The following is a 21,071-nucleotide window of genomic DNA, read 5'->3' as shown; positions in this document are numbered from 1 at the left end:
AGCCCATCAGAGGCCGTTGTCCTTCAGCACCCTGGGCGGCGTTTTCCTTGGTGATCTTCTGCGTCGGCTGAGTGATGGTCTTCTCATGGAAACCGTCATGGCGGTCATGCGCCGGCTGGGTGCCCATGCGAAAAGTGTGAAGCGGTTTTCGGACGACATCATGCTTGCTGGGATTTGCTGCTTGATCACGGCGTGAAGACACCAGAACACAGCGCCTCTAGCTTCGAAAAAACGCCCTTGCCACCCGTGATGACCTGTGTCCCGCTCTGCAGCACCGTCTTCGGGTCCGCCTTCAGGATCGTGCCGCCGGCTTCCTCGATCAGCAGCATGCCGGCCAGGCAGTCCCAGGCGTTCATGTGCTCTTCCACATAGCCAAGCAGCCGGCCCGAGGCGACATAGGCGAGCATCAGCGCGCCGGACGCATTGCGGAAGAAGACACCGCCCTCGGCCAGGATCTTTTTGATCAGCACGGCGATGTTTTCGGCCTCGGCCCGGTTTGAGAAGCCGGTTCCCACCGAACCCTCTTCCAGGCTGGTGGCCGCACTTGTCTTCATCGGCCTGGCGTTGACGAAGGCGCCGCCGCCCAGCCTTCCGTGGAAGGTCTCGCCGGTCGAAGGCTCGTGGATGACGCCGACGATCGTCTCTCCATCCCTGGCGCAAGCGATCACCACGCACCAGGCCGGAATGCCGCGCACGAAATTGGCGGTGCCGTCGATGGGGTCGATCACCCAGGCATAGGCGGTCGAGCCGGCGACCGAGGCATGCTCCTCGCCGACGATGCCGTCCTGCGGATAGTCGGCGGCGATTGCCGCGCGGATGAACAGCTCGACCTCGCGGTCGGCCTGCGAGACCAGGTCCTGATGGCCCTTGCTTTCGATGGTCAGGCTGTCGAGATCGCGGAAATATCTGAGGCCGAGTTCGCCGGCGCGCCGCGCCAGATCGATGGCGAAGTGCATGCGTGCGTCGAGATCATGTGTCACGGAAAAGCTCGCTCCTGCCCAGGGATGACCCGCACTTAGCAGAGCATCGCTACCGGCAAAAGCGTCTGGCGGCCTTTTAATTCAGGCGGCTTGCGACAGCGATTTGTGGGCCTCGGCCAAAATCTCGAAGGAGCGCACGCGGGCGGCGTGATCGAAGATCTGCGCGGTGACCATCAGCTCGTCGGCGCCGGTGCGGCGCACGAACGCATCGATGCCTTGCCGGACCGTTTCCGGCGAGCCGACGACGGCGCAGGACAGTGCCTGGCCGAGCATGGTCTTTGCCATCGGGTCGAGATCCCGCTCATAGTTCTCGACCGGCGGCGGCAGTCGTCCAGGCCTGCCGGTGCGCAGATTGACGAAGGCCTGCTGCAGCGAGGTGAACAGCAGCCGTGCCTCGGCGTCGGTGAGCGCTGCAAAGACGTTGAGGCCGAGCATGACATGCGGCTTGTCGAGCTGCTCGGATGGCTGGAAGCGCGAGCGGTAGATATCCAGCGCGTGATCGAGCTCCGCCGGCGCGAAATGCGAGGCGAAGGCGTAGGGCAGGCCGAGCATGGCGGCGAGCTGCGCGCCATAGAGGCTCGACCCGAGAATCCAGATCGGCACCGTCTGGCCTTCGCCGGGCACGGCGCGCAGGCGCTGGCCTTCCTCCGCGGGCAGGAAATAGCCCATCAGCTCGACGACATCCTGCGGGAAATTGTCGACGCCGGCCTCGAGATTGCGGCGCAATGCGCGCGCCGTGTTCATGTCCGTGCCGGGCGCCCTGCCGAGGCCGAGGTCGATGCGGCCGGGAAACAAGGCGGCCAGCGTGCCGAACTGCTCGGCGATCACCAGCGGCGCATGGTTGGGCAGCATGATGCCGCCGGCGCCGACACGAATGGTCTTGGTGCCGCCGGCGACATGGGCGATGACGACCGATGTGGCCGCACTGGCGATGCCCGGCATGTTGTGATGCTCGGCCAGCCAGTAGCGCTTGTAACCGAGCCGCTCGGCGTGGCGGGCGAGGTCGAGCGAATTGGCGAGCGATTGCGCGGCATCGCTGCCTTCGACGATCGGCGACAGATCGAGAACGGACAGTTCGGTCATATACTGGTCTCCACGATCTTCGTCTCGCGCACCCGGGCCTCGAAGGCCGTGCGGTCGGGAATGGTGATGCCGAGCTGGCCTTCCAATGTGTCGGCAAGTTCGGCGGCAGTGGCGATCTGCTTCTGTTCGGTTCGGCCATCGATGTGATGAATCGACAGGTGATCGCCGCGCAGGGCGTGGCGCCGGTCGGGCGCGGCGCGCGCCGCCAAAACCGAGGTCAGGAAATGCGATGCCGGGTTGGTCGACAGGAAATAATTGGCGACGGAATAGTCAACCTCATATTGCGGCTGCAGATCGAAGCGATACAGAGAGCGCCAGTCGCCGCCGAGGGCGGCCTGCAGGCGAAAATGATCGCCAGCCTCGACGATGCGGAATGTCTCGTGCGGGGTTTTTTGTTCCGGGCCGGCCTTCAGCAGCAGCGGCGCCGTAAGCGTCAGGCCGCCGAAGCCGACATCGGCGATATAGGTGCGGCCGTCTAGCTCGACGCGCAAAAGCATATGGCTACGCGCTGTGATGGCGCCCTCGCTCTGGCCCCAAAGCACACGCGCGGCGAGCCCGCCGACCTCGAAGCCTAGCGCCTTCAGCGCATGCATGAAGAGGAGATTGTGCTCGAAGCAATAGCCGCCGCGTCCACCAACGACGATCTTGTCCTGCAGCGAGGCAACATCCAGCCGGACGGGGCGCCCCAGAAACGGATCCATGTTCTCGAAGGGAATCGCCTGCGGATGCAAGAAATGAAGCGTCTTCAGCGTGTCGAGCGAGACATCCCTGGAACCAGCATGGCCGATCCGGGCGAAATAGGCGTCAAGGTCGAGGGGAACGTCGTTCATCGGAAGGGCACCGGGCACTGATCGCGCGGATATAGGCATTCGATCCCGCCGCCGCAAACCGTGCGCCGTTTATGCGGCAGCCGTGCCGTCCTGCTCGTCGGCTTCCTCCTCTATGACTGCCGCATGTTGGGCGGCGAGAAAATTGCCGACATGGCTAAGGCTCTCGAAATGGTCGCAGAACACCTTGACGACGACCAGCAGCGGCACCGCCATCAGCGCGCCGACGAAACCCCACAGCCATGACCAGAATGCGATGGCGATGAAGATCGCCACGGCATTGATCTCGAGCCGCCGCCCGACCACCATCGGCGTCACGAACTGGCCTTCGACGATGTCACACAGCAGCAGGAAGGCCGGCGCCAACAACGCATAGGCGATCGTGTCGAAGCTGATCAGCGCGATGACCGTGACCAGGACAAGCGTGATCATGGCTCCGATATAAGGCAGGAAATTGAGCAGTGCGGCCGCCGCGCCCCAAACCAGCGGATTGGGCATGCCGAGCGCCCACAGGCCGAGGCCGATGATCGTGCCGAGGCCGGCGTTGATGATGGTGACGGTGAGCAGATAGTGCGAGATTTCCCGCTCGACGTCGTAGACGACGCGCAGCGCCCGCTTCTTTTCGGTGAGGCTGGCGAAGGATTGGATGATCTTTTCGTAGAACATCGTGCCCGAGGCGAGCAGGAATAGCGACAACACGAAGATGATGGTCAGGGTTGTTCCGGCCGACAGAATGTTGCTCGCCGCCGATGAGAGGAAGCCCGACTGCGCTACCGCGACCTTTTGTACACCCGGTTCCTGCGATGTCTCGGTGAGACCTTCGATCTGGTGCGCAATCTCCATGATCCTCTCGACCGGCCGCCGTAACTGCGCCAACCGTTCGGTCAGTTGCTGGCCGATGGACGACGTGTTGTTGATGAGGTCGATGACAGGGCCACTTAGCACATAGCCGGCGCTCGCGAAGATGAAGATGGACACAAGCACCAGAAGCGTCGCCGAAACCACTTCGGGAATGCCGCGCTTGCGTAGCAGCCGCACGATCGGCGTCAGTGTCAGTGTCAGCAGGAATGCCAGAATGACCGGCATGAAAAAGGCGCGCGCGAAATAGAGCGCATAGATGGTCATGAACAGGAAGATGCCGATGAGCAGCGAGCGCATCAGGCGTGTATCGGCACGCGCCGCCGCGCGCAACTCATTAGCCTCGGCAACGCCTGCGCCCAAAGCGGCGGGTTCGGCTTTCATCGTGGTCCCCTCGGCGGCACACCACAACTGATGCAATCCGCAGACGGAAACGCCGGCGTGGCTTCAAGGTTCCGTTAGCCGGCACTGATGGCACGGGCGGCCGTGAGGGGCTTACCTCCAATGGCTCGACCGACGGCTCGGCTGCAAGTGTTCCGTATTACATGGAATTGAGTCCGGGCACGTGGCGGGCCTGGAAAGCCCGCGTCATGTGACGGTCGGAACGGAATAAGGCCCGCTCATGCGAGCCTCGCCAAGATCAGGCGGCGGGCGCCGTTGCCGGAATGGCTTTCGCCGTTTCCTTGCGCACGATCGGCGCCACCTTGGTGCCGTAAAGCTCGATCGCCTTCATGATCTTGGCGTGCGGCATGGTGCCGATCGCCATTTGCAGCAGGAAGCGGTTGTTGCCGAAGATCCTTTGCTGGGCGACGATCTTTTCCGCAACCTGCTCCGGATTGCCGACGAACAGGGCGCCATCGGGACCACGCGACTGGTCGAAATGCGCGCGCGATGTCGGACCCCAGCCGCGCTCACGGCCGATGCGGTTCATCACTTCGGCTTGCGGACCGTAGAAATCGTCCGCCGCCTGCTCGGTAGTCTCGGCGATGAAGCCATGCACGTTGATGCTTGTGGCCAGCCCTGCCGGATCGCTGCCGGCACGCCTGGCGGCCTCACGGTAGAGGTCGAACAGCGGCGCGAAGCGCGCCGGTTCGCCGCCGATGATGGCAAGCGCCAGCGGCAGGCCGAGCGCGCCGGCGCGGGCGGCCGATTGCGGCGTTCCGCCAATGGCGATCCAGACCGGCAGCCTGTCCTGGAACGGCCTGGGATAGACGCCACGATCGTTGATCGGCGCGCGCAGATTGCCCGACCAAGACACCTTCACCTGATCGCGGATGGCAAGCAAAAGGTCGAGCTTTTCGGCGAACAGCTCGTCATAGTCCTCGAGGTTGTAGCCGAACAGCGGGAAGGATTCGATGAACGATCCCCGTCCGGCCATGATCTCGGCACGGCCGCCCGACAACAGGTCGAGTGTGGCGAATTGCTGGAAGACGCGCACCGGATCGTCGGAGGACAGGACGGTGACCGCGCTGGTCAGTCTGATGCGCTTCGAACGCTCCGCCGCCGCGGCCAAGGCCACGACCGGCGCCGAGGCGGCATAGTCGGGCCGATGATGCTCGCCGAGGCCAAAGACGTCGAGGCCGACCTGATCGGCCAATTCGATCTCCTCGATCAGGTTGCGCAACCGCTCGTGCGGCCCGACGGCGCCGGGACCCGGCTGAGGGCTCACATCGGCAAAAGTGTAGAGGCCGAGTTCCATTGGATGTCATCCCAGTGTGTTGATTGTTGCGCTAGAGGTAGCGACGCGTCCGTCACGCCGCCAGAGGGTGGCTGGTGAACAGTGCATGTCGATTTCGGCAGGAAATGCGTCTCCCGGGTGCAACATCCCGGAATTTCATGGCTGGCATACCGTTTTGGCGCTTGAACTCCCGGTTTTCGCGCGTATGTAAGCGTCGCGAATAGACTTCAAGGAAGTGGACTTGGCTATCTACAGGGAAAAAGACATTTTCGAGCGGCGCAATGCCGCGACCGAGGCAAAGAAGGCGCTCCTGGAGCGCTTCAAGTCAAAGCCGGCAGCAGACGATCCCGCAGTGCTGGCACGACAGGCCGAACGCAAGGCGATCCTTGCGGCTCGTGAGATCCGCGAGGCCGAAAAGGCCAAGCTGAAGCAGGAAAAACTGGCACGCGAGGCGGCCGAGAAGGCCGAGCGCGAGGCCGCCGCCGAAGCAGCGCGCATCGCCGCCGAAGAGGCAGCGGAAGCGGAAGCCAAGCTTCGGGAGGCTGAAGAGACCGAGCGTATTGCTCGCTTGCTTGCCGATGAAGCCGAGCGAAAGGCAAAGCGCGACGCGCGCTACGCGGCACGCAAGCAGCGCACCGGCAGGACACCTCCCGGCTTTACGGGTCGCTGAGAGCGCACTCGCCTCGACGTATCATGAATGAGGGACGCGCCACCGCGCGGCCCTTTTTCGCGTTTGCCGATGCCGCTCACCGGAAAAATCCCATCGTTCAGGGATGTCGGCTCGGTCGATATCGCCAGCCGGCGGACAAGGCCGTTCAGGCCGCGAATTTCAGCCCCATGATGCCGCAGACGATCAACGCGATGCAGCCGAGCCTGATCGCCGTGGCGGGCTCGCCTAGCAGCCAGATACCGAGCAGCGCCGTGCCGACGGTGCCGATACCGGTCCACACCGCATAGGCGGTGCCGACAGGCAGCGCCTTCAGCGCCAGGCCAAGCAAGGTGAGACTGACGATCATCGAAGCGACGGTGAGCACGGTCGGAACCAGCCTGGTGAACCCGTCGGTGTATTTGAGGCCGATTGCCCAGCCGATTTCGAACAGGCCGGCGAAAAACAGAAAAGTCCAGGACATCGCAACGCTCCATCGGAACATCCAGGCTTTCCGGCCTCGGATGCCCAGTCGACAATGGCGGGTCGTCCCGACCGAATTTTCCGGAAAGTGCGAGGTCGTCTCCGCGCCGTCGCTATAGGGCTGTCCGAACGCCCGATCAACACATGCCGGCGGCATTGTCGAATGCCGCCGGTGAAATCCCGCCGAGCCGGGTTGCCGAGACTTACTTTTCCTTGAGCCGCATCGCCTTGACCGGCGCCGCCTTGAGGGCCGGAGCAGCGGCGGGCTTCTTGGCATCCTTCTTCGGCTTGCGGGCTTCCTTGCCTGCTTTCATCGCACCTTTAGCCATGATTCGTTCCTCCAGTTGCGGGAGGCGGAGTGAAACAAGACGAAGGCCAGACTGCAAGGGGGTAGTGCCTGCTGCCGACGCCGGCAGGCCGCTTTCAACCGGTTTCTAATTTGCTCGTAAACCCCGTCGCGACATGCCATGGTTGTCTTCGCACTGCAGCATCGACCCGTGCACCGCCGGGTGATCGTCAGGCAGGCCGGTCAGGACGACAATGCGGATCCACATCGGCTGCGAGATGAGCTTCGACTTTCCGCAGGAAACGCCGCTCATCGCGATGCTCAATGTCCACTATTCCCGTGCCTCCGATCTTGAGCGCCCGGATTTCCTGACCTCCAACCCGCCAGTGCCGATTGAAAGTTATCGCGACAGTTTCGGCAACTGGTGCAACCGGTTCGTCGCTCCGCCCGGGCGTTTCACTTTCGGTACGGATGCGGTGATCCGGGACCCCGGCACGTTCGAGATGGGCGAGCTGATGGCGTGGCAGCACGAGGTGCGCGACCTGCCGGCGGAAACGCTTCTGTTCCTGCTGCCCAGCCGGTTTTGCGAAAGCGACCTTTTGGCAGGCGAGGCGTGGCGGCTGTTCGGCCATACGCCGCTCGGCATCCCACGCGTGCAGGCGGTGTGCGATTTCGTTCACAACCACATCGTCTTCGACTACGCCAACGCACGGGTGACGCGCACCGCAGCGGACGCCTGGCGCGAACGGAGTGGCGTGTGCCGCGATTTCGCGCATCTCGCTGTCACATTCTGCCGGGCGCTCAATATCCCGACGCGCTACTGCACAGGCTACATCAGCGACATCGGCATGCCGAAGCCCTGGGCGAGCATGGATTTCTGCGCCTGGATGGAGGTTTACCTCGGCGGCCGCTGGCACGCTTTCGATCCGCGCAACAACGCGCCACGTATAGGCCGTATCCTGATCGCCTCGGGCCGTGATGCGGCGGACGTGCCGCTGACCCATATTTTCGGGCCAGGTATGCTTGCGAGCTTCAAGGTATGGACCGACGAGGTCATCGAATAGAAGGTGTTTTCCAACCTCGGCCTTCACTCACCTGAACGACCGGGCGGTTCGCGCGTTGTGTTGCCTGTAGAGCTTCGGTTGCAGGACCGCTAAACTGGGTGCGTTGAAGGGGACGAACCATATGGCCGGGCATGGCGGCTCGAAAACGGTCATCTATGCGGCGCTCGCCGGCAATCTTGCCATCGCTGTGACCAAATTCGCTGCGGCGTTCTTCACGGGCAGCTCGGCAATGTTGTCGGAAGGCGTGCACTCGCTGGTCGACACCGGCAATGGCGGCCTGCTGCTTTACGGCATGCACCGCGCCGCGCGTCCGGCAGACCGCACGCATCCGCTCGGCCATGGCCGGGAACTCTATTTCTGGAGCTTCATCGTCGCCCTGCTGGTCTTCGCGCTGGGCGCCGGCGTATCGTTCTATGAGGGCGTCGTCCACATCATGACACCGGAGCCGGTCGCCAACGTCAAGGTGAACTATATCGTTCTCGGCCTGTCCTTCCTGTTCGAAGGCAGTTCCTGGCTGGTGGCACTCAAGGAATTCCGCAAGCAGAAGGGCGAGCAGGGCTGGCTGCAGGCCGTGCAATCGAGCAAGGACCCAAGCGTCTATACGGTGCTGTTCGAAGACAGTGCCGCCCTTCTCGGCCTGACTGTCGCCTTTGCCGGCATCCTGGCGGCGGAGATTTTCGAGATGCCCGAACTCGACGGCGCCGCCTCGATCGGCATCGCCCTCATCCTCGGCGCGACGGCGATCTTCCTGGCACGTGAAAGCAAGGGCCTGCTCATCGGCGAGCCGGCCTCGCCCGAGGTGCAGGGGAAGGTGCTGGCGATCGTCCAGCAGGATCCGGCGGTGCAACGGGCGAACGGTGTGCTGACGGTGCATATGGGACCGGAAGAGATCGTTGCCGCCCTGAGCGTGGAATTCGAGGACCATCTGGCGGCGCCGGAGATCGAGGCTTGTATCGAGCGTCTCGAGGCACGCCTGAGGAAGGAAATGCCTGAGATCACGCGGCTGTTCGTCAAGCCGCAGACATCAGGTACCTGGGAAAAGCGGCGCAAGCTGATCGAATCCGCGTCCGGATAGAGGTCGAGCATGATTTTCGAAAACCGCATTCCCTCTTCGCGATCATGCCCTGGCCTCCGAAACAGCGCCGCGCCGTTGCCTCGCGTATCTGCGCAGCTAATATCGGCCGATCGATGTTGGAGGAATGACGATGAAGATAGACGGCGGCTGTCATTGTGGTGCCATCACCTATGAGGCGGAGGTCGACCCGGAAAAGACCTCGATCTGCCACTGTACCGATTGCCAGCAGCTGACCGGTACGGCCTTTCGCGTCACCGTTCCCGCGCCGGAGGATCACTACCGGATCACCAGGGGCGTACCGAAAATCTATATCAAGACCGTGGCGAGCGGCGCCAGGCGCGCGCAGGCTTTTTGTGCCGACTGCGGCTCGCATCTTTATGCGACATCGGTCGGCGACGGTCCGAAGGTCTATGGGATCAGGGTCGGGACCTCGCGGCAGCGCCAGGACTTGGTCCCCAGACACCAGAAATGGCACCGATCGGCGCTGCGCTGGCTTCCGGAATTCGAGGGCATGACGACGGTGGAGGAGCAGTAGCTCCAGCGGGAGCGGTTCAATGTTGATAGATCGCTGGGCCGATCTAAAGCATTGTTTTCACACAATTTCGGAAGGGGAAAGGCACTGCGAGCTTTTCGGGAAAACCGCCACGCACTTTCCTGGAATTGCTCAGTCGTCGCCTTCGACGACCCTCAGCCTCAGCTGCCCGGTCTTGGAATCGGCCACGCGCGGTGTGGCCTCCACGTTGGCGGCGCGCGGGGCGTCGGGCTCGCCCTCCCCGAACTCCAGCGCCTCGATTTTCTGGCCGCGCTTGGTCACTTTCGAGGTCGAGACGAGGATATCGTCGATGTCCTTGGCCGACTGGCCGAAATGGCCCTGCAATTTGCGCACCCGCTCGTCGACACGCTGGACGTCTTCCATCAGCCTGATGACTTCGCCCTGGATCAGATGCGCCTGTTCGCGCATGCGGGCGTCCTTGAGGATCGCCTGGATGACCTGGATCGACAGCATCAAGAGAGAAGGCGAGACGATGACGACGCGGGCGCGGTGCGCCTTCTGGATAACCGCTTCGAAATTCTCGTGGATTTCGGCGAACACCGATTCCGACGGCACGAACATGAAGGCGGTGTCCTGCGTCTCGCCCCGGAGCAGGTATTTTTCCGAAATGTCGCGGACATGGATCTCGATGTCGCGGCGAAAGGCCTGGGCCGCGACCTTCTTCAGGTCGGCGCCGTCGGCGGCGCGGATGGCATTCCAGGCTTCCAGCGGAAATTTGGCATCGATGGCAAGCGACGGCGCGCCGTTCGGCATTTTCACCAGGCAGTCCGGCCGGCTGCCGTTCGACAACGTTGCCTGGAATTCATAGGCGCCATGCGGCAGGCCGTCGGCGACGATCGCCTCCATGCGCGACTGGCCGAAGGCGCCGCGCGTCTGCTTGTTGGAGAGGATCGCCTGCAACTGCACGACCTGGCCGGCCAGCGACTGGATGTTGCCTTGCGCGGTGTCGATGACCGCCAGCCGCTCCTGCAGTTTCGCCAGGCTCTCATGCGTGGATTTGGTCTGCTCGGTCATGGTCTGGCCGATGCGGCCGGTCATGGCGTCGAGGCGCTGGCCGATCGATTGCGTCAATTCCGCCTGCCGGGCGCCGAACACTTCGGCGATAGCCCCCATGCGGCCCTGCATTTCCGCCTGCGCCTGCAAAATACCAGCCATGCGCGCCTCGGCATCACGGGCATGGTCGGCGGCTTCAGCCGCGGCGACCGCGCGCGCCTTGGCCGACCGCCACAGCGCAACGACGAGCGCCACGAACAAGCCGAAAAACAGCAAGGCGCCAAAGGCCAAGGCGTGGCCGAGCGTGATTGTCGAGGCGCCGAGCCGTGCGACAGGCTCCGAAAGGATGGTGCTCAGATCATTCATGTGGACAGCATAGCCGATTCGCTGGACTGGCACAGATCAAAACGTGAACGAGGCTCAGGCGCACCGGTTGACGCCTTTCTTTTGAGGTCTTAGGTGAAACGCCATGCCGATCAAGCCGCTCATCATCCTTCCCGACCCTATCCTGCGCCAGGTTTCCAAGCCGGTGGAGCGCGTCGACGCGCCCCTGCGCAAATTGGCCGACGACATGCTGGCGACCATGTATGACGCACCTGGCATCGGGCTGGCGGCGATCCAGATCGGCGAACCGCTGCGCATGCTGGTGATCGACCTCGCCAAGGAAGACGAAACGCCGGCGCCGCACGTCTTCATCAACCCGGAGATTCTCGAAAGCGCCGACGCGCGGTCCGTCTACGAGGAAGGCTGCCTGTCGATCCCGGATTACTACGCCGAGGTCGAGCGCCCGGCTTCGGTGCGGGTCAAATATCTCGACCGCGACGGCACGCTGCAGGAGATGGAGGCCGAGGGCCTTATGGCGACGTGCCTGCAGCACGAGATCGACCACCTCAACGGTGTGCTGTTCATCGACCACATCTCCAAGCTGAAGCGCGACATGGTGGTGAAGAAGTTCAAGAAGCTCGCCAGGGACAAGGCGCCAGGCAAGCTGGCGGGATAGGGCAATGCCCCTTCGCGTCATCTTCATGGGCACGCCGGAGTTTTCGGTGCCAACGCTGCGCGCCATCGCCGAAGCCGGACATGAGATAGCAGCCGTTTACACGCAGCCGCCGCGCGCCGCCGGCCGACGCGGGCTGGAGCTGACGCCATCGCCGGTGCAGGGCGAGGCCGAGCGGCTGGGTATCGAGGTGCGCACGCCGACATCGCTGAAGGGTGAGGCCGAACAGGCCGCTTTTGCCGCGCATGGCGCCGATATAGCCGTGGTCGTCGCCTATGGCTTGCTCCTCCCCAAGGCGGTTCTGGAGGCGCCCCGGCTTGGCTGCCTCAACGGCCATGCGTCGCTTTTGCCGCGCTGGCGCGGCGCCGCGCCCATCCAGCGCGCCATCATGGCCGGCGACGCCGAGACCGGCATGATGGTGATGCGTATGGAGGAGGGGCTGGATACCGGTCCGGTGGGATTGGTTGAAAAATGCGCCATCGACCCCGATATGACTGCCGGCGATCTGCATGATCGGTTGATGAGTGTTGGCGCTGCCCTGATGGTGGAAGCACTGGCGCGGCTGGAAGAGAACACCCTGACATTTACCTCCCAGGCGGTGGATGGGGTGACTTACGCCTGGAAAATCGATAAATCCGAGACGCGCGTGGAGTGGACACGGCCGGCGGCCGAGGTCCACAATCACATTCGTGGCCTGTCGCCGTTTCCTGGCGCCTGGTCGGAGATTGAAATTGGCGGCCGCATGGAACGGCTGAAACTGCTTCGCTCGACGCTGTCCGAAGGCCTGTCGCTTTCGGAAGATTTGGGCGAGTCGGGAGGAATTCTCGATGACCGGCTGACGGTCGCCTGCGGAAAAGGCGCGGTCAGGCTGGTCGAAGTTCAACGTGCGGGCGGAAGGCCTGCCGCCGCGTCGGAATTCCTGCGCGGAGCCAAGATCGAAAAAGGACTGAAATTCTCATGAGCATGATGTCGATACGCGCGGCGACGCCGCGGGACCGCGAGGCCATTCGCCTCGTCGAGGAACACGCTTTCGGCCAGCAGGCGGAGGCCGGGCTGGTCGACGCGTTGGTGACCGGCGGTGACGCCGTCGTCGAACTGGTGGCGGAAGAGGACGGCCAGGCCGTTGGCCACATCCTGTTTTCGCGGCTGTTCGTGCAGAACGGCGGCAAGAGTTTTGCCGCCGTGGCGCTAGCCCCGCTGGCGGTGGAGCCGTCTTTTCACGGCTCCGGCATCGGCGGCGCGCTGATCCGCGAGGCCCATATCCGGCTCAAGGACGCCGGCGAGACGCTGGCCGTTGTGCTGGGCGATCCGGCCTATTACGGCCGTTTCGGCTATAGCCACGCCCGCGCTGAAAAGTTCGAAAGCGAATACCAAGGCGAGGCGCTTCAGGCGCTGGCCTGGGGCGACGCACCCGAAGCCGGCAGGCTGGTCTACGCCTCCGCCTTTACCGCTCTCGCCGCCTAGGCGAGAGCGTATAACCGACCGGCATGCCGCGTTTTCGCCTCGATATCGAATATGACGGCAGCCTCTTTGCCGGCTGGCAGCACCAGGCCGACCAGCCTTCGGTGCAGCAGGCGATCGAGCAGGCGATCGAGAAATTCTGCGGCGAGAATGTCCGCTTGCGCGCTGCCGGTCGCACCGATGCCGGCGTGCACGCCATCGCGCAGGTGGCGCATGTCGACCTTGCCAAGGCGTGGCCCGACGACAAGGTGCGCGATGCCATCAATGCCCATCTGCAGGCGGCCGGCGCGCGCATCGTCATCCTGAAGGCCACGATCGTTCCGGACGATTTCGATGCCCGTTTCTCGGCCACTGGCCGGCATTATCTCTACCGCATCCTCAATCGGCGGGCGCCGTCGGCGCTGGAGAAGGGCAAGGTGTGGTGGGTGCCGAAGCGGCTCGATGCCGCCGCCATGCACGAGGCGGCGAAGCTCCTGCTCGGCCGGCACGACTTCACCACTTTCCGCTCAACCCAGTGCCAGGCCAACAGCCCGGTCAGGACATTGGAGCGGCTCGATGTCAGCCGAACAGGCGACGTCATCGAAGTGAGAGCCTCGGCGCGGTCCTTCCTGCACAACCAGGTGCGCTCCATGGTCGGCTCGCTCAAGCGGGTCGGCGAAGGCGGCTGGACATCAGGCGACCTCAAGACCGCGCTCGAGGCGCGAGACCGCGCCGCCTGCGGCCAGGTGGCGCCGCCCGATGGGCTTTTTCTAATCGGCGTCGATTATCCCGGATAGAACTCCGGTTCCATCCCGGATAAGAGCCCGGGTCTACCCGGAATAGAGTCCGGAAAGGCTCTGAGCCCCGATATTGTCCGGCACGGTGATGCCCAGCAGCATCTGCAGCCCGAACAGCACCAGCAGCGAAGCGATGAACATACCGACGAAAACCGCGGTGCCGACCGCCGCGCCCCTGCCGATCGTGGCGTTGGTCATCCGCCAGGTCAGCACCATCGACAGGGAGAACAGCAGTAGCGAGACAAGGCTCGAGACTTGGCTTGTCGACGACAGGAAAAGCCTGATCAGCGCCGAAGGCAGCATCAGCCAGGCGGTGATCGCCGAGGCCCAGTTGCTGGCGACGACATAGTGGACGAAACGCCCGCCAATGCCGGCGCGCGGCGCCACCAAAGCGAGCGCGACCAGCGGCAGCACCCACGAGCCGATATCGACCGTCGCCAGCCGCACCAGCATGCTGAAGCGGCCGGCGAAGGCATCGGGATCGCCGATCTCGTTGGCGATGCCGACCCAGCCGACGATCAGCGCCGGAGCCGCGACGATGATGGCGAAGAACGAATTCCAGAAGCCGTCGGCCGACAGGTCGAGCAGGCGCAGTCCGTCGACTTTGCCGAGCATCAGCCGCCAGGCGCCGGTCAGCGAAGCTTGGGTTTCGTCCGCCGAAAGCATGCTGGTCAGCCCTGTCCGAACCAGTCGTCGATGAAGCGCTGGTAGATCCGCGTCAGCGTTTCCAGATCGGCGATGGCGACGCGCTCGTCGACCATGTGCATGGTCTTGCCGACCAGGCCGAATTCGACCACCGGGCAGTAATCCTTGATGAAGCGCGCGTCCGATGTGCCGCCGGAGGTGGACAGCGCCGGTTTTTTGCCGACCACCGCCTTGACCGAGCCGCTCAGCGTCTCGATCAGCCTGTCGTCGCGGGTCAGGAAGACATGGCTCGGCCGGTCGCGCCAGACGAGGTCATAGTCGACTGGCGTCTTCTTGCCTGGCCGGTATTTCTTGCGCCCCGCCGCCTGATCCAGACGGTTGTGGATTTCCGCCTGGACCGTCTCGGCCGTCCAGGTATCGTTGAAGCGGATGTTGAAGGTCGCGATCGCCTTGGCGGGGATGACATTGGTGGCTGGGTTGCCGACATCGATGGAGGTCACCTCCAGGTTGGTCGGTTGGAAATCCTTGGTGCCCTTGTCGAAGACAGGATGCAGCAGGGCGTCCACCAGGCTCATCAGGCCGCGGACCGGATTGTCGGCGAGCTGCGGATAGGCGGCATGCCCCTGGCGGCCATTGATGGTGATACTGCCCGACATCGAGCCGCGCCGCCCGATCTTGATCATGTCGCCGAGCGTGTCCGGATTGGTCGGCTCGCCGACGATCGACGCGTCCCATTTCTCGCCTTTGGACGCGGCCCATTCGAGCAGCTTGACCGTGCCGTTGATGGCCGGCCCTTCCTCGTCGCCGGTGATCAGCAGCGAGACCGAGCCTTTCGGGCCGCCATTTGCCTCGACATGGCGCGCCACCGCGGCGACGAAGCAGGCAATGCCGCCTTTCATGTCGACGGCGCCGCGGCCATACATCTCGCCATTGGCGATCTCGGCGGCGAAAGGCGGATGCGTCCAGGCGGCTTCGTCGCCGACAGGCACCACGTCGGTATGGCCCGCGAACATCAGATGCGGGCCGTTGCCGGAGCGTCGTGCATAGAGGTTCTCGATATCTGGCGTGCCGTCCTCGGAAAACACCGGCCGATCGACCAGGAAGCCGAGCGGTTTCAGCATCGCCTCCAGCGCGCTCAACGCGCCGCCTTCGGCTGGTGTCACCGAGGCACAGCGGATGAGAGAGGCGAGATTTGTGGCGGGATCGGTCGGCAGCGTCATGGCAAAAGCGATAGTCGAAAGCGAAAGGCCTGTCACGGCCAGACATAGGGCCAATGCAATGGCCGGCGATACCGCCGACATTATGGTTTTCATGTCGTATAGTTGGACTGGTGCGGAGCAAGAGATGCCAAACGGGGAAAAGAGGATCGTCATTGCCGGCGCCGGCAGCATTGGCTGTTATGCCGGCGGCTGCCTGGCACTCGCCGGCCGGCAGGCTGTCCTGCTCGCCCGGCCGCGCATCGAGGCAGCGCTGCGGCAGGGCGGATTGCGCGTCAGCGACCTCGAGGGCCGCGATAGCCTAATCAAGCCCGAAGCGCTTGCCGTCACCACCGATCCGGCCGCCGCCTTGCCGGAGGCCGATGTGATCCTGGTTACCGTCAAGAGCGGCGCGACGCAGGATATGGCAGCCCTCATCAAGGCCTATGCCCGTCCCGATGCCGTGGTGGTGAGCCTGCAGAACGGCGTCGACAATGCCGACAGGCTGCGCGCGGCACTTGGCCAGCAAACGGTGCTGGCCGGCATGGTGCCGTTCAATGTCGTGCAATCAGCCGATGGAGAGCTGCCGCTGCGCGTCCACCGCGCCAGCGACGGCAAGGTAATGGTCGAAGATGCCGGCCTTGCCGGCCTTCTCGACGTCGAAGGTCTCGCTGTCGAAACGCATGGCGACATGAAGGCCGTGCTGTGGGGCAAGCTTCTGATGAACCTGAACAACGCGCTGGTGGCGCTGTCAGGCCTGCCGCTGGCAACCGAACTTGCCGACAGGCGCTGGCGGCTGATCCTAGCCAGCCAGATCGACGAGGCGCTGCGGGCGATGAAGGCTTCCGGCATCGAGCCGGCGCGCATCGCCGGCTTGCGGCCGGCGCTGCTGCCGAAGGTACTCAAGCTGCCCGACTGGCTGTTCAAGCTCCTGGCGCGGCGCATGCTGGCGATCGACCCCGAGGCGCGTTCGTCGATGTGGGACGATCTGCGGCGCGGCCGGCCGACCGAGATCAACGACCTGCAGGGTGCCGTTTTGCGGCTCGCTGAAAAAGCCGGCACGTCGGCGCCGACGGTCCAGCGGATTAGCGCCTTGGTGCGCGCGGCGGAAGCCGAGCGGCTTGGCTCGCCGGGCTTGGCGCCGGAGAAGGTTCTAGCGCCGCCGGCCGGCCGTCGATCAGCGTGATCTTCTGCCAGATCTTGCGCGACAGGTTCGAACTCAGGTTCTCGATGTCGTTGACGCCGTCGATGACGACATCATCATTGACCGACTGGGCGAACAGGGCGGCGACCTTGCCGGTGATCGACAGCATCTCCGAGCAATAGTCGAGATAACGCGCCAGATCGGCGGCTGTGGTGAGGCGGCGGGTCGGGGAGTGAGCGGTCGGCTTGAAACTGGCTGAAAGCGTGGCCGGATCCTTGGTCAACTGGTGCATGTCGATAACGTGGATCAGCGAGCGCAGTCCATGCAACTGGCGAAAGACCTTCTTGCGCTTGATGCGCTCCTCGGTGCGAATCAGGGCCAGAAAGCCAAGCACGGCGAGGATGACGGTGTTGATCGAGGCCTCGATCCCTTGCACCGATTGCACAGCATCGTCGGTTCCGGAAATGCGGTCGAGCGGCAGGATGGTGCCGACAAACACGAAGATCAGCACGCCGGCGATGAAGACCGCGACGATGAGGCCGCGCAGCCACCAGATCGGTTCCTCGAGTGCCTTTGCCGCCTTGGCCAGGTCGCGCGACAGCGAGACCAGTTCGGCCGCCACGCCGCGCAAGCCCGCTTCGGGGAAGCGGTCGGCGATTCGGCCTTCCAGCCGCTCGGCGGTCTCGACGATCAGTTTCGGATCAAGCGTGCGGTAGCGCATGGCGAGATATCCGACCCCTCATGAATCGGGCCTCAGGGTTGAGCCGGCTCGTTGGTGCGCTGGCCGTAGCGGTTGGGTCCAGGCTGCCCTGGAAACAGGCACAACACAAGGAAGGCGACGATCGAGACGATCGGCACGAACAGGATCAGCGCGGTAATGCCCGGCTTGTCGAGGTCGTGCAGCCGCTTCACCGCCAGCGCGATGTTCGACCACAGCGAAGCGATGAAGGCGATGAAGAAGATGAACGACCACATATTGCTCTCGGCCGAGCCCTCCGGCACGAGCGTGAAGCGGTAGAGCGGGAACGCCTGGATGATGGCGACGAGCAATCCGCCGAGAAAATAGGCCGCGCGGCTGACGCGGCCCGATGTCTTGAAGAAAAGCCAGGTGAGATCCGATCTTTCAGGCAAGCGGGTCCGATCCATATTGATTGGCACCCCTGGTGCCTTCGAGAATGCCGAGTTCGACCAGCAGCCAGATGCCGCCGATAACGGGTACGAAGCCGATCAGTGTCCACCAGCCCGACTTGTTCCGGTCGTGCCAGCGTTTGGCATAGAGGGCAATCGCGAAATAAATCGACCCGATCGCGACGAGGATGCCGATGACGCCGACCTGGGCGCCGCCGGCGGTGGTGAAACGTGTGCCGAGGATCGCATCGAGAATGAAGGCTACGATGGCGATCACGATGAATATGCCGATACCGGCCCAGAACTTGGCGCGGTTGATGCGGCCGTCGAAACTCGTGAGCAGATACTTCCAGTCCATGTCACCCCTCCATGTTGAACCAGCGCGACCGATCGTCGCGCCGGCGGAAGGTGCGCCTGCCCGGCTGAAAGATCAATCGCGCAGCAATTCGTTGATCGAGGTCTTGGACCGGGTCTTGGCATCGACCCGCTTGACGATGACGGCGCAATAGAGGCCCGGGCCTGGTTCGTTGTTTGGAAAAGGCTTGCCCGGCAGCGATCCGGCGACGACGACGGAATTCGGCGGCACCTCGCCATAGAAGATCTCGCCGGTGGCGCGGTCGACGATCTTGGTCGACTGGCCGATGAAGACGCCCATGCCGAGCACCGAGCCTTCGCGCACTATGCAGCCCTCGACCACTTCGGAACGCGCGCCGATGAAGCAATTGTCCTCGATGATGGTGGGACCGGCCTGCATCGGCTCCAGCACGCCGCCGATACCGACGCCGCCCGAAAGGTGGACATTCTTGCCGATCTGGGCGCAGGAGCCGACAGAAGCCCAGGTATCGACCATGGTGCCGCTATCGACATAGGCGCCGACATTGACGAAGGACGGCATCAAGACGGCGCCGGGTGCGACATAGGCCGAGCGGCGCACGATCGACGACGGCACGGCGCGGAAGCCTGCCTTCTCGAAATCGACGGCGCTCCAGCCGTCGAACTTCGACGCCACCTTGTCCCACCACACGGCCTCACCGGGGCCGCCCTTGATGATCTCCATCGGATTGAGCCGGAAGGAGAGCAGCACCGCCTTCTTCAGCCACTGATTGACATGCCACTTGCCGTCGGCCTGCCGCTCGGCGACGCGGGCGGTGCCGCGGTCGAGCAGGTCGAGCGCCGACTGGATGGCGTCGCGCACCTCGCCGCGGGTGGCGGTCGAAATGGCGTCGCGTTCGTCGAAGGCCTTGTCGATGGTCTTTTCGAGGCTCGCCAGATCGGGCTTCGACATGAATTTGCTCCATTACCAAGCTGTTAAGGGCTGCGCCTTAACCTGTTTAAAAGTCGCGCGGACCCTATGTTAAGGCTCAATGGGGGTCAATCGCGGCTGCGTCACGGGACGACGCAAAGTAAAGGAATGGACGGGTGGACTCGATGACTCCCATGGAAAAGGCGGGATGGACGCCGCTGCCGCATTCGGACGAGGATCTGGAGCGGTCGAAAAGCGTGCCGGACACGCCGCAGACGCGGGCCGAAACCTACCGCCTGGCCTGGAACGATCCCGACTTCATGACGCGGCGCGAATTGCGCGCGGTCAGGCTGCAACTGGAACTGCTGAAGCCGGAAATGATCCTGGCCGAGCGCGGCATCCGTTCAACGGTGATCCTGTTCGGCGGCGCGCGCCTGCCCGAACCGGGCGGCGAGGCCTGGGCGGCCAAGAACGAGACGCAGAAGAAGAACCTCGAGGAAAACAGCAAATATTACGAAGAGGCGCGCAAATTCGCCCGCCTCTGCTCGCAGCAGTCGGCCACTTCATATTATCGCGAATATGTTGTGGTGACCGGTGGCGGGCCGGGCGTGATGGAAGCGGGAAACCGCGGCGCCGACGATGTCGGCGCGCCGTCGATCGGGCTCAACATCGTGCTGCCGCACGAGCAGGCGCCGAATCCCTATGTTACGCCGGAGCTCTGTTTCAACTTCCACTATTTCGCCATCCGCAAGATGCACTTCGTCATGCGCGCCAAGGCCGTGGCGGTGTTTCCCGGCGGCTTCGGCACGATGGACGAGTTCTTCGAGACGCTGACGCTGATCCAGACCGGGCGCATGGAGCGCGTGCCGGTGATCCTGTTCGGCAAGTCCTTCTGGAAACGGGCGATCGACCTCGACTTCCTTGCCGAGCAAGGCACGATCAGCCCGGGCGACCAGGACATCATCGATTTCGTCGACACAGCCGACGAGGCCTGGGGCATCATCAGCCGCTTCTACAAGCTAGGGGAATAGGAATTGGAGGAGCGGGGAAATGAGGAAATGAAGAATTGACGAAATAACGGACAGCCTTGCGTCCCGACCAATTCCTCAATTCCTCAATTCCTCAATTCCTCAATTCCTCAATTCCTCAATTCCTCAATTCCTCACTCCCTTACGACTATGGTCGTGAGGAACGTGGCGAGATCGTCGGTGACGAAATCGACGTCATCCTCGTTGGCCGGGTCGCGTTCCCAGATTTCCGAGAAGGTCGGCTCGAAATTGCGCGGCACCACGAGAACCGTGGTCATGCCCAGCGACTTCGGCACGGCCAGGTTGCGGGCGAGATCCTCGAACATCACCGCATTGTGGCCGGTGACGGCGTGCAGTTCGGCGAATTTCTCGTAGGTCTGGCGCGCCGGCTTGGGGTTGAGGCCGGCGGCGACGATATCGAAGATGTCGTCGAAATGGTCGAGGATGCCGAGCTGGCGTGCGGTACGCTCGGCGTGCCTGCGGTCGCCATTGGTGAAGATGAACTTGCGGCCGGGAAGCTGGCGGATGGCAGTGCCGAGAACAGGATCGGGCACCAGCCACGAATAGTCGATGTCATGGACCTTCTCGAGGAAGTCGTCGGGATCGATGCCATGGCGCGTCATCAACCCATTCAGCGTGGTACCGTATTCGAGATAAAGCTCCTTCTGCAGCTTGCGCGCCTCCTCGCGCGGCAGCGCCAGCAGCTCCCCGACATAGGCGGTCATCTTGACGTCGATCTGCGAGAACAGATTCGAGTGGTGCGGATAGAGCGTGTTGTCGAGGTCGAACACCCAGTCGGTGACGTGGGCGAAGCGGGCAGGATCGGGGAGCGTGGTCATGCGCTCCTTATGGCATGAAACAGGGATTCTGAAAGGGATTTTATCCACAACTTTTGCGCGTTGAAGTTGCAGAAATAGCCTCACGATT

General features: G+C 63.5%; 26 protein-coding genes. 11 read left to right on the top strand and 15 right to left on the bottom strand.

Features of this window, described 5'->3' with window-relative positions; translation table 11 throughout:
- The first annotated feature begins 16 nt into the window (after window positions 1–16).
- The gene (locus C7I87_RS13310) at window positions 17–196 is read left to right on the top strand and encodes a hypothetical protein (RefSeq protein ID WP_149904652.1); all 180 of its coding nucleotides are present in this window, start codon (window positions 17–19) and stop codon (window positions 194–196) included.
- Here the strand turns inward: C7I87_RS13310 and C7I87_RS13305 are convergent.
- The 5 genes from C7I87_RS13305 to C7I87_RS13285 form a co-directional block, all read right to left on the bottom strand.
- Window positions 186–980 (bottom strand): inositol monophosphatase family protein, encoded by a 795-nt coding sequence (locus tag C7I87_RS13305; protein ID WP_149904651.1) that lies wholly within the window; start codon window positions 978–980, stop codon window positions 186–188. The genes C7I87_RS13310 and C7I87_RS13305 overlap by 11 nt on opposite strands.
- Before the next feature lie 81 nt (window positions 981–1,061).
- Complete coding sequence (locus C7I87_RS13300) at window positions 1,062–2,063, bottom strand: LLM class flavin-dependent oxidoreductase (protein WP_149904650.1); 1,002 nt, start codon at window positions 2,061–2,063, stop codon at window positions 1,062–1,064.
- Window positions 2,060–2,893 (bottom strand): arylamine N-acetyltransferase family protein, encoded by an 834-nt coding sequence (locus tag C7I87_RS13295; RefSeq protein WP_149904649.1) that lies wholly within the window; start codon window positions 2,891–2,893, stop codon window positions 2,060–2,062. The genes C7I87_RS13300 and C7I87_RS13295 overlap by 4 nt, the downstream gene beginning before the upstream one ends.
- 69 nt (window positions 2,894–2,962) lie before the next feature.
- Window positions 2,963–4,132, bottom strand: a complete 1,170-nt coding sequence (locus C7I87_RS13290; protein ID WP_149904648.1) for an AI-2E family transporter — start codon at window positions 4,130–4,132, stop codon at window positions 2,963–2,965.
- Between the two features lie 256 nt (window positions 4,133–4,388).
- Complete coding sequence (locus C7I87_RS13285) at window positions 4,389–5,447, bottom strand: LLM class flavin-dependent oxidoreductase (RefSeq protein WP_149904647.1); 1,059 nt, start codon at window positions 5,445–5,447, stop codon at window positions 4,389–4,391.
- A gap of 220 nt (window positions 5,448–5,667) precedes the next feature.
- Here C7I87_RS13285 and C7I87_RS13280 point away from each other — a divergent pair, with 220 nt between their 5' ends.
- On the top strand, window positions 5,668–6,096 hold the full coding sequence (locus C7I87_RS13280) for a DUF6481 family protein (protein ID WP_149904646.1): 429 nt from the start codon (window positions 5,668–5,670) through the stop codon (window positions 6,094–6,096).
- A gap of 145 nt (window positions 6,097–6,241) precedes the next feature.
- On the opposite strand, the gene sugE is transcribed toward C7I87_RS13280, so the two are convergent.
- Both sugE and C7I87_RS36460 read right to left on the bottom strand, forming a co-directional pair.
- Complete coding sequence (gene sugE / locus C7I87_RS13275; protein WP_127278272.1) at window positions 6,242–6,556, bottom strand: quaternary ammonium compound efflux SMR transporter SugE; 315 nt, start codon at window positions 6,554–6,556, stop codon at window positions 6,242–6,244.
- 202 nt (window positions 6,557–6,758) lie between these two features.
- Complete coding sequence (locus C7I87_RS36460; RefSeq protein WP_137931536.1) at window positions 6,759–6,884, bottom strand: hypothetical protein; 126 nt, start codon at window positions 6,882–6,884, stop codon at window positions 6,759–6,761.
- A gap of 211 nt (window positions 6,885–7,095) precedes the next feature.
- Here C7I87_RS36460 and C7I87_RS13265 point away from each other — a divergent pair, with 211 nt between their 5' ends.
- The 3 genes from C7I87_RS13265 to C7I87_RS13255 all read left to right on the top strand — a co-directional run bounded on the left by C7I87_RS13265 (window position 7,096) and on the right by C7I87_RS13255 (window position 9,515).
- Window positions 7,096–7,905 (top strand): transglutaminase-like domain-containing protein, encoded by an 810-nt coding sequence (locus C7I87_RS13265; RefSeq protein ID WP_149904645.1) that lies wholly within the window; start codon window positions 7,096–7,098, stop codon window positions 7,903–7,905.
- A 121-nt stretch (window positions 7,906–8,026) separates the two neighbouring features.
- A complete protein-coding gene (locus C7I87_RS13260) occupies window positions 8,027–8,980 on the top strand; it encodes a cation diffusion facilitator family transporter (protein ID WP_149904644.1) in 954 nt (317 codons plus the stop codon).
- A 130-nt stretch (window positions 8,981–9,110) separates the two neighbouring features.
- Window positions 9,111–9,515 carry a GFA family protein gene (locus C7I87_RS13255; protein ID WP_149904643.1) on the top strand — a complete coding sequence of 135 codons (405 nt, stop codon included), beginning with the start codon at window positions 9,111–9,113 and terminating at the stop codon, window positions 9,513–9,515.
- 129 nt (window positions 9,516–9,644) lie between these two features.
- On the opposite strand, the gene C7I87_RS13250 is transcribed toward C7I87_RS13255, so the two are convergent.
- On the bottom strand, window positions 9,645–10,892 hold the full coding sequence (locus C7I87_RS13250; RefSeq protein ID WP_149904642.1) for a DNA recombination protein RmuC: 1,248 nt from the start codon (window positions 10,890–10,892) through the stop codon (window positions 9,645–9,647).
- A gap of 103 nt (window positions 10,893–10,995) precedes the next feature.
- On the opposite strand from C7I87_RS13250, the gene def reads away from it, so the two are divergent.
- Genes def through truA form a run of 4 tightly spaced genes read left to right on the top strand, consistent with a single transcriptional unit; the run spans window position 10,996 to window position 13,760 of the window.
- Entirely contained in the window at window positions 10,996–11,526 is a 531-nt protein-coding gene (gene def, locus C7I87_RS13245) for a peptide deformylase (RefSeq protein ID WP_027143816.1), read from the top strand.
- A gap of 4 nt (window positions 11,527–11,530) precedes the next feature.
- A complete protein-coding gene (fmt, locus tag C7I87_RS13240) occupies window positions 11,531–12,484 on the top strand; it encodes a methionyl-tRNA formyltransferase (RefSeq protein ID WP_149904641.1) in 954 nt (317 codons plus the stop codon).
- Window positions 12,481–12,987 carry a GNAT family N-acetyltransferase gene (locus C7I87_RS13235; protein WP_019862469.1) on the top strand — a complete coding sequence of 169 codons (507 nt, stop codon included), beginning with the start codon at window positions 12,481–12,483 and terminating at the stop codon, window positions 12,985–12,987. The genes fmt and C7I87_RS13235 overlap by 4 nt, the downstream gene beginning before the upstream one ends.
- 23 nt (window positions 12,988–13,010) lie before the next feature.
- Complete coding sequence (gene truA, locus C7I87_RS13230; RefSeq protein WP_149904640.1) at window positions 13,011–13,760, top strand: tRNA pseudouridine(38-40) synthase TruA; 750 nt, start codon at window positions 13,011–13,013, stop codon at window positions 13,758–13,760.
- Between the two features lie 33 nt (window positions 13,761–13,793).
- On the opposite strand, the gene C7I87_RS13225 is transcribed toward truA, so the two are convergent.
- Window positions 13,794–14,426, bottom strand: coding sequence for a transporter (locus tag C7I87_RS13225; RefSeq protein WP_149904639.1), 633 nt, complete (start codon window positions 14,424–14,426; stop codon window positions 13,794–13,796).
- 5 nt (window positions 14,427–14,431) lie between these two features.
- Window positions 14,432–15,625, bottom strand: coding sequence for a succinyl-diaminopimelate desuccinylase (gene dapE / locus C7I87_RS13220; protein WP_149904664.1), 1,194 nt, complete (start codon window positions 15,623–15,625; stop codon window positions 14,432–14,434).
- A gap of 124 nt (window positions 15,626–15,749) precedes the next feature.
- On the opposite strand from dapE, the gene C7I87_RS13215 reads away from it, so the two are divergent.
- Complete coding sequence (locus C7I87_RS13215; RefSeq protein WP_149904638.1) at window positions 15,750–16,787, top strand: 2-dehydropantoate 2-reductase; 1,038 nt, start codon at window positions 15,750–15,752, stop codon at window positions 16,785–16,787.
- On the opposite strand, the gene C7I87_RS13210 is transcribed toward C7I87_RS13215, so the two are convergent.
- From C7I87_RS13210 to dapD, 4 genes are all read right to left on the bottom strand, one after another.
- Window positions 16,687–17,466 (bottom strand): hypothetical protein, encoded by a 780-nt coding sequence (locus C7I87_RS13210; RefSeq protein ID WP_149904637.1) that lies wholly within the window; start codon window positions 17,464–17,466, stop codon window positions 16,687–16,689. The two genes, C7I87_RS13215 and C7I87_RS13210, sit on opposite strands and share 101 nt — an antisense overlap.
- A gap of 32 nt (window positions 17,467–17,498) precedes the next feature.
- Window positions 17,499–17,876: a DUF805 domain-containing protein gene (locus C7I87_RS13205; RefSeq protein ID WP_246696265.1), complete on the bottom strand. Its 378-nt coding sequence runs from the start codon at window positions 17,874–17,876 to the stop codon at window positions 17,499–17,501.
- Window positions 17,869–18,231: a DUF805 domain-containing protein gene (locus tag C7I87_RS13200; protein WP_149904635.1), complete on the bottom strand. Its 363-nt coding sequence runs from the start codon at window positions 18,229–18,231 to the stop codon at window positions 17,869–17,871. Before C7I87_RS13200 ends, C7I87_RS13205 begins: the two co-directional genes overlap by 8 nt.
- Before the next feature lie 72 nt (window positions 18,232–18,303).
- Window positions 18,304–19,158, bottom strand: coding sequence for a 2,3,4,5-tetrahydropyridine-2,6-dicarboxylate N-succinyltransferase (dapD, locus tag C7I87_RS13195; protein WP_149904634.1), 855 nt, complete (start codon window positions 19,156–19,158; stop codon window positions 18,304–18,306).
- 143 nt (window positions 19,159–19,301) lie between these two features.
- On the opposite strand from dapD, the gene C7I87_RS13190 reads away from it, so the two are divergent.
- A complete protein-coding gene (locus C7I87_RS13190) occupies window positions 19,302–20,147 on the top strand; it encodes an LOG family protein (RefSeq protein ID WP_149904663.1) in 846 nt (281 codons plus the stop codon).
- A 131-nt stretch (window positions 20,148–20,278) separates the two neighbouring features.
- Here C7I87_RS13190 and C7I87_RS13185 read toward each other — a convergent pair whose 3' ends face one another.
- Window positions 20,279–20,983 (bottom strand): pyrimidine 5'-nucleotidase, encoded by a 705-nt coding sequence (locus C7I87_RS13185; protein ID WP_149904633.1) that lies wholly within the window; start codon window positions 20,981–20,983, stop codon window positions 20,279–20,281.
- Window positions 20,984–21,071: the final 88 nt, after the last annotated feature.

It is taken from the genome of Mesorhizobium sp. SARCC-RB16n (assembly GCF_008520305.1).
GTDB lineage: Bacteria > Pseudomonadota > Alphaproteobacteria > Rhizobiales > Rhizobiaceae > Mesorhizobium.
Note: the sequence above shows the minus strand (reverse complement) of the source record. Positions and strands in the feature narration are given on the sequence as shown.

Bases quoted from the DNA above. Each gene is read 5' to 3' on its own strand.
- C7I87_RS13250 (WP_149904642.1), bottom strand. From the start codon at position 10,892: ATGAATGATCTGAGCACCATCCTTTCGGAGCCTGTCGCACGGCTCGGC.
- C7I87_RS13290 (WP_149904648.1), bottom strand. From the start codon at position 4,132: ATGAAAGCCGAACCCGCCGCTTTGGGCGCAGGCGTTGCCGAGGCTAAT.
- C7I87_RS13215 (WP_149904638.1), top strand. From the start codon at position 15,750: ATGCCAAACGGGGAAAAGAGGATCGTCATTGCCGGCGCCGGCAGCATT.
- C7I87_RS13265 (WP_149904645.1), top strand. From the start codon at position 7,096: ATGCGGATCCACATCGGCTGCGAGATGAGCTTCGACTTTCCGCAGGAA.
- C7I87_RS13235 (WP_019862469.1), top strand. From the start codon at position 12,481: ATGAGCATGATGTCGATACGCGCGGCGACGCCGCGGGACCGCGAGGCC.
- C7I87_RS13185 (WP_149904633.1), bottom strand. From the start codon at position 20,983: ATGACCACGCTCCCCGATCCTGCCCGCTTCGCCCACGTCACCGACTGG.
- C7I87_RS13295 (WP_149904649.1), bottom strand. From the start codon at position 2,893: ATGAACGACGTTCCCCTCGACCTTGACGCCTATTTCGCCCGGATCGGC.
- C7I87_RS13260 (WP_149904644.1), top strand. From the start codon at position 8,027: ATGGCCGGGCATGGCGGCTCGAAAACGGTCATCTATGCGGCGCTCGCC.
- dapD (WP_149904634.1), bottom strand. From the start codon at position 19,158: ATGTCGAAGCCCGATCTGGCGAGCCTCGAAAAGACCATCGACAAGGCC.
- sugE (WP_127278272.1), bottom strand. From the start codon at position 6,556: ATGTCCTGGACTTTTCTGTTTTTCGCCGGCCTGTTCGAAATCGGCTGG.
- dapE (WP_149904664.1), bottom strand. From the start codon at position 15,625: ATGACGCTGCCGACCGATCCCGCCACAAATCTCGCCTCTCTCATCCGC.
- C7I87_RS13300 (WP_149904650.1), bottom strand. From the start codon at position 2,063: ATGACCGAACTGTCCGTTCTCGATCTGTCGCCGATCGTCGAAGGCAGC.
- C7I87_RS13255 (WP_149904643.1), top strand. From the start codon at position 9,111: ATGAAGATAGACGGCGGCTGTCATTGTGGTGCCATCACCTATGAGGCG.
- C7I87_RS13210 (WP_149904637.1), bottom strand. From the start codon at position 17,466: ATGCGCTACCGCACGCTTGATCCGAAACTGATCGTCGAGACCGCCGAG.
- C7I87_RS13225 (WP_149904639.1), bottom strand. From the start codon at position 14,426: ATGCTTTCGGCGGACGAAACCCAAGCTTCGCTGACCGGCGCCTGGCGG.
- C7I87_RS13285 (WP_149904647.1), bottom strand. From the start codon at position 5,447: ATGGAACTCGGCCTCTACACTTTTGCCGATGTGAGCCCTCAGCCGGGT.
- C7I87_RS13190 (WP_149904663.1), top strand. From the start codon at position 19,302: ATGACTCCCATGGAAAAGGCGGGATGGACGCCGCTGCCGCATTCGGAC.
- truA (WP_149904640.1), top strand. From the start codon at position 13,011: ATGCCGCGTTTTCGCCTCGATATCGAATATGACGGCAGCCTCTTTGCC.
- fmt (WP_149904641.1), top strand. From the start codon at position 11,531: ATGCCCCTTCGCGTCATCTTCATGGGCACGCCGGAGTTTTCGGTGCCA.
- C7I87_RS13200 (WP_149904635.1), bottom strand. From the start codon at position 18,231: ATGGACTGGAAGTATCTGCTCACGAGTTTCGACGGCCGCATCAACCGC.
- C7I87_RS36460 (WP_137931536.1), bottom strand. From the start codon at position 6,884: ATGGCTAAAGGTGCGATGAAAGCAGGCAAGGAAGCCCGCAAGCCGAAG.
- def (WP_027143816.1), top strand. From the start codon at position 10,996: ATGCCGATCAAGCCGCTCATCATCCTTCCCGACCCTATCCTGCGCCAG.